The sequence below is a fragment of the Actinophytocola xinjiangensis genome (genome assembly GCF_001921215.1).
In the GTDB taxonomy this organism is placed as follows: Bacteria; Actinomycetota; Actinomycetes; order Mycobacteriales; family Pseudonocardiaceae; genus Actinophytocola; species Actinophytocola xinjiangensis.
In genome coordinates this window covers 362,719-374,756 of record NZ_MSIF01000005.1, presented here as the reverse complement: position 1 = coordinate 374,756, position 12,038 = coordinate 362,719, and the positions used below count along the sequence as shown (strand labels likewise).

General features: G+C 66.2%; 11 protein-coding genes and 1 tRNA gene. 9 read left to right on the top strand and 3 right to left on the bottom strand.

Annotation, left to right across the window (positions count from 1 at the left end; all coding sequences use genetic code 11):
• The first annotated feature begins 118 nt into the window (after positions 1 to 118).
• The 9 genes from BLA60_RS14350 (at position 119) to BLA60_RS14325 (ending at position 9,234) form a co-directional block, all read left to right on the top strand.
• Positions 119 to 385 carry a hypothetical protein gene (locus BLA60_RS14350; protein WP_154814340.1) on the top strand — a complete coding sequence of 89 codons (267 nt, stop codon included), beginning with the start codon at positions 119 to 121 and terminating at the stop codon, positions 383 to 385.
• A 265-nt stretch (positions 386 to 650) separates the two neighbouring features.
• Positions 651 to 806, top strand: coding sequence for a hypothetical protein (locus BLA60_RS44215; RefSeq protein WP_162292960.1), 156 nt, complete (start codon positions 651 to 653; stop codon positions 804 to 806).
• Positions 807 to 1,028: 222 nt separating this feature from the next.
• A complete protein-coding gene (locus tag BLA60_RS14345; RefSeq protein WP_084734906.1) occupies positions 1,029 to 3,818 on the top strand; it encodes an RCC1 domain-containing protein in 2,790 nt (929 codons plus the stop codon).
• A complete protein-coding gene (locus BLA60_RS46215) occupies positions 3,815 to 3,949 on the top strand; it encodes a hypothetical protein (RefSeq protein ID WP_281257439.1) in 135 nt (44 codons plus the stop codon). Before BLA60_RS14345 ends, BLA60_RS46215 begins: the two co-directional genes overlap by 4 nt.
• A 46-nt stretch (positions 3,950 to 3,995) precedes the next feature.
• Entirely contained in the window at positions 3,996 to 4,235 is a 240-nt protein-coding gene (locus BLA60_RS43190) for a Scr1 family TA system antitoxin-like transcriptional regulator (RefSeq protein WP_154814339.1), read from the top strand.
• Positions 4,236 to 4,265: 30 nt separating this feature from the next.
• A complete protein-coding gene (locus BLA60_RS14340) occupies positions 4,266 to 4,457 on the top strand; it encodes a DUF397 domain-containing protein (protein ID WP_075133321.1) in 192 nt (63 codons plus the stop codon).
• A 127-nt stretch (positions 4,458 to 4,584) separates the two neighbouring features.
• Entirely contained in the window at positions 4,585 to 5,376 is a 792-nt protein-coding gene (locus tag BLA60_RS14335; RefSeq protein ID WP_154814338.1) for a hypothetical protein, read from the top strand.
• A complete protein-coding gene (locus tag BLA60_RS14330; RefSeq protein WP_075133319.1) occupies positions 5,373 to 6,659 on the top strand; it encodes a 7-cyano-7-deazaguanine synthase in 1,287 nt (428 codons plus the stop codon). The genes BLA60_RS14335 and BLA60_RS14330 overlap by 4 nt, the downstream gene beginning before the upstream one ends.
• Before the next feature lie 703 nt (positions 6,660 to 7,362).
• Positions 7,363 to 9,234 (top strand): DUF2075 domain-containing protein, encoded by a 1,872-nt coding sequence (locus tag BLA60_RS14325; RefSeq protein ID WP_245811973.1) that lies wholly within the window; start codon positions 7,363 to 7,365, stop codon positions 9,232 to 9,234.
• Between the two features lie 100 nt (positions 9,235 to 9,334).
• Here the strand turns inward: BLA60_RS14325 and BLA60_RS14320 are convergent, their stop codons facing one another.
• The 3 genes from BLA60_RS14320 to BLA60_RS14310 all read right to left on the bottom strand — a co-directional run bounded on the left by BLA60_RS14320 (position 9,335) and on the right by BLA60_RS14310 (position 11,888).
• On the bottom strand, positions 9,335 to 11,152 hold the full coding sequence (locus BLA60_RS14320) for a DUF2075 domain-containing protein (protein WP_075133318.1): 1,818 nt from the start codon (positions 11,150 to 11,152) through the stop codon (positions 9,335 to 9,337).
• Positions 11,153 to 11,309: 157 nt separating this feature from the next.
• Positions 11,310 to 11,678: a nucleotide pyrophosphohydrolase gene (locus BLA60_RS14315; RefSeq protein ID WP_075133317.1), complete on the bottom strand. Its 369-nt coding sequence runs from the start codon at positions 11,676 to 11,678 to the stop codon at positions 11,310 to 11,312.
• A gap of 137 nt (positions 11,679 to 11,815) precedes the next feature.
• Positions 11,816 to 11,888, bottom strand: a tRNA-Arg gene (locus BLA60_RS14310).
• Positions 11,889 to 12,038 lie beyond the last annotated feature (150 nt).

Below are 12,038 nucleotides of genomic sequence, written 5' to 3'. Positions count from 1 at the left end.
AGCATAGGACGGGGCAGGGGTCTGCCAGCAGACGGTCGTAGGTGCGCGCGATCGGTCATAGACCTGCGGTGCTTCGCATTCTTAGCGTCAAATCGTCCGACGACGCACGGAGGTGCCCGTGGTCTACTTCGATAAGTCTGGCCGCCCCATCCGTCGGAAAGTCCGGCGCCGCACCCTACCGGTCGATCCCGAAATCAGCGACGCCAAGACCCGGTACATCCTCGAGGTCGCCACAGCCCACCCGAGGTTTACGCCGGATGAGGTGTTCGCCGAGATCTACTACGGCCGGCGCCGCCACGACATAACCAAGGCCATGGTGCGCAGCACTCTCTCCGGTCGCCGCCGCACGTCCACGCGGCGACCGCGGTGGTTGTTCGGCCGGTGAAGTCCGGTAGGGCGTTACATACGCTCGTGACGCGGTGACGCCGTTCGGCACCACCGGCGTCGTGCTGAGCCTCACCGCCCGCTGACAACTGGTCCCGAACCCGCCACCGGTCACCAGCTTGTGAAGGGAGCACACCGTGCGGTGAGCCGGTAGGTCGTCACTTCCAGGAGGGTTCACGTGCGCCCATCTCCTCGTTACCCCTGTCCGGTCGCCGGTGGTCGAGACAGGTGCAGACCCCTGGCCGCCGCCACGGTCCCGCACACCCGTGCTGGCAGCACTCACCACACTCGGCGGTCGCGACCAGACGCGCATCACCGATCCCCGTTCTCACGTCGTGTTCCGCTCGCGCCATCTCCCTGTCTTCCCGATCATTCTGCAGCTGGACTACCGCTCGCCGGGGTTCCTCGCCGTCCTCGGGTGACCGGCACTGCACGTGCCAACGGGTGAGACGACCGCCGGCCGGGTGATGGCCAGCGGGCCGCCGTGACGCCGTCTGGTCCGGCGACGCTGGACCAGACGGCGGTCTTCCGCGGAGAGCGGGGGCATTACGGTGAATTATCGGGGCGATCTTTCCGGCCGGCCGGTCGACCACCACTTCCGTTGCCAGAGCTCGGAAAGTCGAGGTGCGCTGGTGCGCATTCCCATGCACAGATACAGATTCGCGGCGTTGGCCGCCCTGGTTGTCGCGAGCGCGGCCGTTCTGGTCCCGCTCGGGTCACCGACACCGGCGGCGGCCGCGCCGGAAACCCAGCGAACATCCGTCACCGCCTACGACCACAGTGCCGAGAAGGGCATGCCGGGTACCCGGGGTCCCCTTCCCAAGGGCTTTTCCCGCACCCGGATGGCCGTGAAGTTCCGCGCCGACCGGGATGTCCACGTCCGCGCCGGTCAGCCCGTCGCTCGCGACGGTTCGGAAACCGCGGCCCTGCGGGACATCCTGGCGAGGTATCCGGGCACGGTCTTCACCAGGTCCCAACCCCAGTCCGAGGCGGCGGTGGACGCCGAACGCGAACGCCTCGAGGCCCGTTCCGGTCGTGAGCTGCCCGACCTGAACTCCTGGTTCGACGTGAGCGTCGGCGGTGACATCGAACCGCTGCTGGCCGAGCTGAACGCGCTGCCGTCCGTCGAACTGGCCATGGCGCGGCCGGACCACGCCATCACAGCACCCGCTGATCCGTTGCAGAGCACGCAGGTCTACCGCACTGGCGTGTCACCGAACTCCGGCATCGACGCGGACTTCGCGCACGCCCTGCCCGGCGGCAAGGGCGCTGGCATCACCATCACCGACGTCGAGGCTGGCGGGCGGGACTCCGCCGCGCAGTCGTTCGGGTCGATCGCCTCGGGTGACGCACACTCGTTGATGGTGGCCAAGATCGGCACCTCCGAGGTCGGCACCGTGCGGGCGTGGGGTGCGGGCAGCAGTGGCCAGCTCGGTCTCGGCACCACCACCGGCTCGCCCGTCTTCATGGCGGTGCCGGGCCTGACCGACGTCACCGCGGTGGCCGCCGGCGCCAACTTCTCCATGGCGCTGAAGTCCGACAACACCGTCTGGACCTGGGGCGCCAACGGCAACGGCCAACTCGGCAACGGCACGACGACCAACAGCACCGTTCCGGTCCAGGTGAGCGGGCTGACCTCGGTCACCGCGATCGCCGCGGGCGGCGACTTCGCCGTCGCCGTCCGCAGTGACGGCACGATGCGTGCCTGGGGTGCCAACGCCTCCGGTCAGCTCGGCGACGGCACGACCACCCAGCGCCTCACCCCGGTCACGGTGTCCGGCGTCAGCGGCATCTCGACGGCCCCCGGCGCCGTGGCGGCCGGCGCGAGCCACACGCTCGCCGTGCGCACCACCGGCGCGCTGCAGGCCTGGGGCGCCAACGCCTCCGGTCAGCTCGGCCGCGACCCCGCGACCACTCCCAGCAGCTCGACCGCCCTCACCGTGTCCGGCGTCAGCGGCGCCACCCAGGTCGCCGCGGGCTCGGCCGCCAGCTACGCACGGCTGTCCTCCGGCGCGGTCTGGTCGTGGGGTGCCAACGCCTCCGGCCAGCTCGGCAACGGGACCACCACGACCACCTTCACGCCGGCGGCCATCCCCGGCCTGAACACGGTCAGGACCGTGACCGCGGGCGGGTCCGCCGCGGCGGCGACGCTCACCGACCACTCCGTCCGGTCGTGGGGGCTCAACAGCAGCGGGCAACTCGGCACCGGCGGCACCACCAACGCCAGCACACCCACCTCGGTGTTCGTGTCCCAGGGCGCGACCCAGGTCGCCGCGGGTGCCTCCCAGATGCTCGCGGTCGAGTACACCCCCGGACTGGACACCGATCCCAACACGCAGACGTACGTGTGGGCCTGGGGCGCCAACGGCAGCGGCCAGCTCGGCACCGGGAACACGACCGCCAACACCAGCCCGGTGCGGTCGGCGGCCATGCGGAACCTGTGGAACACCTGCCACGAGGACGTCGCGACCCGGCCGGCACCCGCCGGTCCGCCGGTGCGGCTGCAGGTCATCGTCGGCTCGCCCTGCCTACCGGCCGGCGGCAGCCTGCACGGCACCGCCTCGGTCGGCTTCGTCGCCGCCGACGACGACAACGGCGTCGGCCTCAACGGTCTGCTGCCCGAGGCGCGCCTGCAACTCGTCAACGGCGACGACTGGCAGGGGTCGGTCGCCCTGGCCAGGACCAACTCCCAGCCGGGAGACGTGATCTGGTTCGAGGTGTCCGTCGCCGGCGGGCCATGGGAGATCTGGGGGCCGATCTACGACGAGGTGGTCACCGCCACCGCGGCCGGCATCACCGTCGTGCAGCCGGCGGGCAACGGCAGCCTCGACCTGGACGGCACGGACCCCTGGGCGGAAATGCTCATGGGGCGGCCGGACTCGGGGTCCATCATCGTCGGCGCGGGCCAACCGTCGTCGACCATGCCGTGGACCGAGGAATGCGACCCGGCCGACCCACACCCCGCGCCGCGCACCGTCCGGGACTTCAGCACGTACGGCACCCGCGTCGACGTGCAGGGCTGGGGGAACTGCATCGCCTCGTTCGGCGGCCTCGGGCCGGGGCGCAACGACCTCACCCCCACCGAGACCGATCCGAACCGGATGTACTGGTCGAACATGAACGGGACCTCCGGGGCGGCACCGATGGTGGTCGGTGCGGTCGGCGCCGTGCAGGGCATCCTCACACAGTCCGGGCCGCCGCTCTCGCCGCTGGAGATCCGGTCGCTGCTCAAGCGCACCGGAGCGCCGCAGCCCGCGACCGACACACGGCACATCGGTCCACTGCCCGACATCCGGGCCGCGATCAACGACATCAGCGGCGGGGTCGCGGCCGGCACCGGCCACAGCCTGACGCTGCGCTCCGACGGCGCGAACGGCCAGCTCGGTGACGCGACCACGACCAACCGACCTGTGCGACGCAGGTCAGCGGGTTGACCTCGGTGATGTGCATCGGCGCCGGCTCGGCGCACGCGGTCCGCGCGGACGGCACCGCGCGGTCGTGGGGCCAGAACAGCACCGGCCAGCTGGGTAACAGCACCATTCAGGTGATGGTCAGCGGAACCTGACCGCGAAGTGCATCCCGCCGGTGTGTCGAATGGACACACCGGCGGGATGCACCAGTTCCCTCAGCAACTTCGAGACCGTCGATCGGGCAGCGGATCTCGTTGCTGTTCAAGCAGATCAGCCGGCGGCGAGCCGACGATCCTCGTCGAGGTCGAATCCGGGGCCCTGTACCCCGACCGTCGCGAGGACTTCGAGCGGTACACCTGGATGTTCGGCCGGTTGCGTGACCTCGCGCTCGCACCGGCCAGGTCGGCGACCCTGATCAGTAAGGTGGTGGAGGAGCTGTGAACCCTGCGACAGGAAAGGTGGTCCGGGATCATGATCCCGGACCCGACCACGATGCGGTGGCGCAAATCCAGCTACTCCAGCGGTCAGGGCGGCGAGTGTGTGGAGCTGGCCCATAGCGGGGCGATGCGGGACAGCAAGAACCCGACCGGACCGGCGCTCACGACCGGCGATCTGCGGGTCCTCCTCCAGGAGGTCAGGCGCGGCCGGTTCGATCTCGGCTGAGCGCCGTCACTACAGGCTGCTGGCGAGCACGCGCTCGAGGGTTGCGCCTTTCGTGTTGTTCCTACGGAGCGCTATTGCCCGGTGACGTTTGGTTCGTAGTGTGGAAAGCGCTGCGGAAGGGGGCGACATGGGCACCTCCATCAGGTGGCGCGGACCACGCGGCGCCGGCTGGACGACGTTCCGGCGTAGCATCGGGCAGCTCGGCGGTACTGCCGGGATGGCGAGGACCCCGGAGGAGATCCCGAATCCTCGACAGGGCGACGGCCCGATCTCCCAACGGGGCGTCAGAACACGGGGGCAACGGTTCTTCGACGCCCTCGAGGAGGAACTGAGGGCGGACCCGGAGGCCTTCGGTCTCCGCGACACGATGCGCGCCGGCGCGAGCCGGCTGGTCCGGGCCATGAACGAGCTACGCCACGACCTGGCGGCGTTCGGTCCCCCGCCCGCGGAGTGGACAGGTTCCGACACCGAGTGGTTCATGTCGGAGTTCGTGACAGCGGTGGCTGGCGAGCGCACGGGCATCATCGACGCTTTCGTTCGTCGTAGCGCCACCCGGTGCGCGGAGGAACTTCTGAACGATCCTCGCGTGCGACGAGCAGTGGCGGGCCAGACGCGCTCGTCCAGTCTGGCCATGGACCTGTTCTGCAGCGTGTACAGGCTCTTCTTCGCCGACATCGTGACAGAGTTCGCCAAGGCCGCGGTGGCCGAACAGGTCAAGCTGGCGTTGCCGGGCCTGGTGCTCATCGACCCGGGTGGCCAGATCCCGGCCTGGGTCGGCGAGCAGGTCGCCTCCTGGATCCCGAACCCCTGTGAACAGGGCAAGGACGACAGTGACCGCTCGGTGGCAGACCTTGCCGCGGACCTCGTGGGCGACAACGTCGACCGGGCGCTCGGGCTCACGAGCGGGACAGAAACATGACGGCCGGAGCACGCAGGTTCGAGTTCGCCGACCCGCACCAGCACCAGCGAGGTGGCGATTGGGAACCGTTGTCCGAGGACGACTTCCGTGACCGCCATGACAGGCTGGACAAGCTGATGGACCTTGCCGGCGCCGCGCCGGACTGGGCCTTCGACCTGCTGCGTATCGCCCGCGCCGTGTATGTGGTCGACAAGCGGTACCTCCGGGCCCACACTCAGGACGGTTGGACCCGCCAAATGGACCTCACCGTCCATCTGGTGGCGCCAGAACGCTGGGCTGCCCCTGTTCTCGGCCGGGTAGCGGCCCTGCTCAACGGCCTGACCGGCGACCAGTGGACGATCACAGTCCTGGGGGGAGCCGTACCACAGCGGCCCCGTCTGCACTTCGGCACCGCCGGCGCGGTCACCTTGTTCTCCGGCGGACTCGACTCGAGCGCGCACGCAGCCCACCTCGCCAGGACACGCGACGACCGCCTGCTGTTCGTCGCGTTCGACGACGTGCTGCAGGAGACCCAGCGGCAGATCGCCGAGTCCATGGGGCAAGGGAAGGCCCTCAAACAGGTCGGCCAAACCGTCTCCCGCGGTCCGCTCGAGTCCAGCAGCCGGTCCCGTGGCCTGCTCTATCTGGCGAGCGGGGTGTGTGTGGCCGCGGCCAACAGGCTTGACCGGGTGGCCGTGCCGGAGAACGGGCAGCTCGCGGTGAACCCACCCCTCACCTCCGCACGTCCGAGCGCACTGTCCACCCGGTCCGTCCACCCGTGGACGCTGTCTCTGGTCAACCAGATCATCGACGACATCGGCGGCGACGTGCGCGTCGTCAATCCGCTACTGCACCTCACCAAGGGAGAGGTGTGTGCGCTGGCCATCGAGTCGGGCCTGGATCGCCGGATTCTGGGCACAACGATCAGCTGCGGAAACCCTCGAGGAAAACGGTTCAGTGGCTACTTCAACTGCGGTTACTGCTATCCATGCCTGCTGCGCCGCTCGGGATTACACCATGCCACCGGCGACGACCCGACCGAGTACTCCTTCGACTTGGCCGAGCTGACCGTCGACGCGACCAACTCCGGAGACTTGCGTGCTCTCATGCGTTGGCTGTCGACGCCCTTTGCGGCCCGTGACCTCATCGCGGACAGTCCGTTCCCCACCGACGTGCCCGCCCCGGCGGTTCTGCCCATCATCCGCCGAGGCCGCCAGGAACTCGGGACAATGATCGAATCACTCGTTCCCGCGAAGCATCCGCTACGACGGTTTTGGGCGCCAGCCGTAGAGACAGTCGAGTGAACGGATCACCTTGCCGATCAATTCAGAGCTCAACTCGCAGGCCTACTCGCGGACCCGCGCTCCGTGAGCAAGGTCCTCGCGGAGGTTTTCATGTTCCGCCGCTCGATCTGACAAGCGCCCGGCGACCACGTTCGTCAGGACGAACCTGGGCGGTTCAGGAGACCGTCGAGCAGTTGATGTAGGTCGAGATCGAACCAGGTATTCAGGTCGGTGTCGGGAAGGCCAGTCAGTGGCGGTGCAACGGTCCGCGTGTGACCCGACGATCGGCGATACGAGGACATGTGCGCCGCAGCAGACCGCCGTCTCGTGCACCCTGACGGAGGTACGCGTGGTCGCCTCGACGACAAGTCGTCGAGGCCGTTCGGGACGTCGTCCAGTCCAGGTGGCGGTGTCAGGGCCGACCGCTCGTTGGCTGTGCCGGTCACGGAGTGCGGTTGGACGTCTGCGCGGTTTGCGCCTCGACACTGACACTGCTGGCATCCGGATGTCGACTTGGGGTAGGAGTGCGTCGTGCGCGACTGGATCGGTGGCCTCTCCTCGACGTGTTTCGAGGCGGCCGACGGCGTCTCGTTGACGTCGCCGTGACGTTGGTCAATCCAAGCTGTTAGGCACGGCGCGAATCCCAGCCAGGCTTCGTGGCGATAGCGGAGTGTGACGGTTGTAACCTATCTAGGTTAACTCGAGGGAGTGATCTGGGGGTAGCGTGCCGTCGATACCGGACACCGCGCGGAACCTGTTGCGCGCAGATCGTGAAGACTTGGTGCGGACGTTGGCGCGTCAGACTGGCGTCGAATACTCAGGAGCGGACAAGGGTGAGCCAGGTGCGTGGCGGAACAGTGTTCCGCTGCTGCTCGATCTGTTATGCGACGCGGGACTCGGACACGTTCAGGTGCTCCTTGAATACCAGCTTCCGTACAGCCCTCGCAGAGTCGACGTGGTGCTCTGCGGAGTTCACCCGGAGACCGGGCAGGCATCCTACGTACTCGTCGAACTGAAACAGTGGTCTTACATGAGGGAGGTCGGTCCTGGCTTGGTGATGTCCGCCAAGCCACCCAGGCAGCCCGACCTGCACCCTGCCGAACAAGTGCGCAGATACTGTCGCTATCTGCTCGATTTTACCCCGTCGTTGGCCCGGGTGCCTCGTGCTGTGCGGGGGATGGCGTACCTGCATAACTTGTCGCAATCGATCGACCGTGATCCGGATGATTTTGGTCAGCTGTACGCGGCAGATCAGACCGGCGATTTCGTGGCTGATCTGGCTTCGTTGCTGGATACGGCGCCGAGCGCGGCGGACGGAGCGGTGAAAGCCGTTCAGGACCTGATCAAGATGCGTAGGGCGCCTGCGCGAACATTACTCAAGACCGCTGCCGGAACATTCGAGGGTAGGCAGGGTTACCTGCTCCTTGATGCGCAGAAGGTTGCCTACGACTTGGTGTTACGTGCAGTCGAGCAGGCAGACCGCGCAGAGGAAAGCACACAGAAGACGGTGGTCGTGGTCCGGGGTGGCCCGGGATCGGGCAAGAGCGCGATCGCGATCGCGCTCTTGAGCACGCTTGCGGAACGGCAGGGAAAGGTGCTTCATGCCACGGGATCCAGAGCATTCACTGAGACGTTACGTCGCGATGTAGCTGCCGGACTTGAGCGTCCGGAATCGATTTTCAAATATTTCAACAACTTCGACCAGGCTCCCCATAATTCCCTCGACGTGTTGATCTGCGACGAGGCTCATCGTATTCGTGACAACAACATGCCCGAGCGTTGGCTGTGGAAGTATCCGCCGCAGGTTGCGACGTTGATCGATGTAGCCAAGGTGCCAGTATTTCTGCTTGATGACAATCAGAAAGTCCGGCCTGGCGAAAGTCATTCTGCGGCGCGAATCGCCGAGGTAGCGAGCATGAAGGGACACCGAGTTCAGGAGATTGACCTGGACGGCCAGTTCCGCTGCGGCGGTTCCGCGCACTATGATGAGTGGGTCCGGCGCCTGCTGGGTATTGTTGACCGTGAACCAGTCCCTTGGTCTGATTTGGTCAGAGGTACGGATGACGAGTATGTGGTCGACTTGGTCGACACGCCGGCCGCGCTTGAAGCCTGGCTGGAGCGGCAGCGGGCCAACTTCGGCGGTGTGTCGCGAATTGCTGCCGGTTTTTGCTGGGACTGGCATGATCCGATCAGGGATGACAGTGGGTACAGGCTCGTCGACGATGTGAAAATTGGCGAATGGAGCCGTCCTTGGAACGTCAGACAAGGTATGGAGGAGCCGGGATTTCCGTCGGCTTCCTACTGGGCGTCGGACTCTCATGGCTCGGGTCAGATCGGATGCATCTATACCGCGCAAGGCTTTGAGTACGACTGGGCGGGCGTCATTTTCGGAAAGGATCTCGTGATCCGCGATGGAAGATGGTGTCCGCAGCCGAATGAGTCATTTGACCGGTCGGTGAAGAGGGCCAGTGTTGCGTCATTCGATGAACTTGTTCGCAACACCTATAAGGTTCTCATGACACGAGGAATGCAAGGTGTGTGCCTGTACTCGGAAGATCCGAAAACCAATGATTTCCTTCGAAAGTACTGTCGTTGATCTGGGCTGATGTCGCTTCCGTGTGCTAGTCATTCGTCGGCGTGGAACGCCAGAACAGTGACTCAGAACAGCATTGCGAAGAATTCGTTGGCCGTGCACGTCAGTTCCCGACGAGCTCCCGTAACTTCTCCCGTGTTTCGGGGTCGGTCGAGTACAGGGCTGTGCCGACCATGCCGCGGGTGAGTAGCACCTTGTAGGTGTTGCGGATCAACCGGTCGTAGTCGGACTGTTCGGCGCGGGCGACGACGGAGTCCTCGCTGGTCGTGCGGTCGGCGACCCATCCGTTGCCTCGCCAGACCAAGTCAGGGCCGAAGATGACACCGTTCCAGTCGTACTCGAAGCCCTGGGCGGTGTAGATGCAGCCGATCTGGTCGAAGCCCGCTGGGTCGGTGGCCCAGAGCTGGGACGGGGGTGCGCCGTTGACTCCACGGTCGCCCTTGACGTTCCACGGGCGGCGCCAGTCGCCGATGACGACGTCGTCGAGTAAGCCGCGTTGGGGATCCGGGTCGCTCCAGGGCCAGCAGAATCCGGCGGTCATCCGCGCCTTGTAGTCCTGGTCTGCCTTCGATCGCAGGAAGGCCTCGAGCTCGGTCGGTGAGTCGACCACCCGGAGTTCGAAGCGGCCGTCGGTCTCCCATGCGACCGGCTCGGCCTCGCCGTCGAGTCCGAGGAGGCGCAGTACCCACTCCTCGTACTTGCGGCTGCCGCCGCAACGGAACTGTCCATCGAGATTCACGTGCCGCACACTCAGGTTCTTGGCCGTGGCCATGGCTTCGATCTGGGCGACCGTGCCCAGCTCACCTGGCCGCACGACCTGGTGCTCGTCGAGCAGGAACACCGGTACGCGGGAGGCGTCGATCAGCTCCTCGACCTGCGGCTTGGTACTGCGCTTGGCGGCCGGCGTGTAGCGGTTGTTCGAAGTCTCCCGGATCCGGTGTGCCTCGTCGCAGACGAGGGCGTCGAGGTCGTTGCGGCCGACGTTCATGAAGCTGTTGAAGTACTGGAACAGCTTCTGAACGCGGGTGGTTCCCTTGCCCGCGACCTTGCGTAGGGTTGTCGTGAACGACTTGGAGCCGGTGGCATGGAGTGCCTTGAAGCCGTTGCGGTACAGCTCACCGAGAACGCTGAGCGCGATGACACTCTTGCCCGAGCCGGGCCCGCCGACGATGACGATGACTTCCTTGTGATCGGCCCGTGCGGATCGACGTACGGCGTTGAGGACGAGCCGGTACGCCACCTGCTGGTCGTCGAGGAGAACGAACGACTCGCGGTTCTTGATCTCCTCGGCGGCGAGGGCCATAAGCTGCTTGCTCGGACCGAGCCTGCTGGAGAGCAGTTGGTCGGCAGCGGGTGGATACGGCGCGATCCTGCTGCGCAGGAAGCTGAGCAGAGCGCCCCTGGTGGATGCGGTGAACAGCTGCCCGTGGAGGTCGGCCGGCAACTCGTGGAGAGAGCTGACCCGCGCCTCATCAGCGTTGTGCAGGTAGGCCACGCCGGCAACGGCATCGGAGATGTCTTGCAGGCTGCGAACAAAATCGACCAGGAACTCGCTGTAGCGCCGAACCTGCGCGATCGGATTCAGCGTCACCCGACCGGGTGGCCCTGCGGGTTCGCAAAGTTGAGGGTCGCCGTCGATGACGCTGGCACCGGACCACTGCTTGAGCTCTACGACGACGTAGGAGACCGCTTGGCTGACCGGATGCCGGCCGGCCAGTACCACGTCGGCACGCAGACTCGTCAGTGGAAGCTGGTACTCGACGAGCATCTCGACCTCACCCAGGTCGGCGTCGACCAGATCCTGCGCGAGGGCTGGCAGACTCGCTGCCCACGAACGCTGCTCGCTGTCACCGGGCTGGCGACCGTACGTGAACCGGAACTGGGTGGCGAGGTGTTGGGTGAGAGAACCTGAGCGGTTCATCTCGAGGACCCCGTGGGCCGTCCTCCGTAGCAAGATCATCGCATCCCCCAGGAGTGATCACCTGAAAGGGTGATAATAGGCCGATGGCGACCTGCGACTCTTGGTGGGCGTGTGGGTTTTGTCCTGCTTGGTGGCCTTCGATCCGACGGGTGTGGCGCTAGACCTCGTCGCCGCTGCGGAGCTGGTCGTACTTGTCGGCTCGCCCCTTGGCTAGTTCCACCGGATAGCGGCGCTCATTCCGCCGCACCTTGTCCCGCAACGCGGCGGCGAGATCAATGTCGAGGCGGTCTGCGAGTTGTAGCAGGTACGCAAGAACATCCGCGACCTCGTCGCGGACACGTTCCGCCTGCTCCGGTCGCGTCATGACGTCGGCTGACTCGTCGGGTGTGAGCCACTGGAACAGTTCGACCAGTTCACCGGCCTCACCAGCCAGAGCCATGACGAGGTTCTTGGGGGTGTGGAATCGCTCCCAGCCTCGCTGGGCAGCGAACTCACGCAGTTCGCGCTGAAGATCGTTCAATACCACCCCAGTTACGTATCACACACGACCTGACAGCGTGCGAAGGACTCAGTTCGTTCGACGAACTGGACCTTCGGCCCCAAAGATGGACTCAAGACTTCAGGGCGAAGTTCCCAAGAGTCGTTGTGGCTGTGCGAAACGAGTGCCCCCGGCAGGATTCGAACCTGCGACCTGCCGCTTAGGAGGCGGACGCTCTATCCCCTGAGCTACGAGGGCTACGCGGACAGGGTAGCGGGTGGGGGGTGGATGTGGGGTACACGGTCGCTGAGATCACTGTCGGTGATGGGTTGTGACCTGGGGGTGGGGGCGGAGTTGGGGGGTCGGGGGTGGGGGAACGGCGCGATAGGGTCGGGCTGAGGGTGTGAG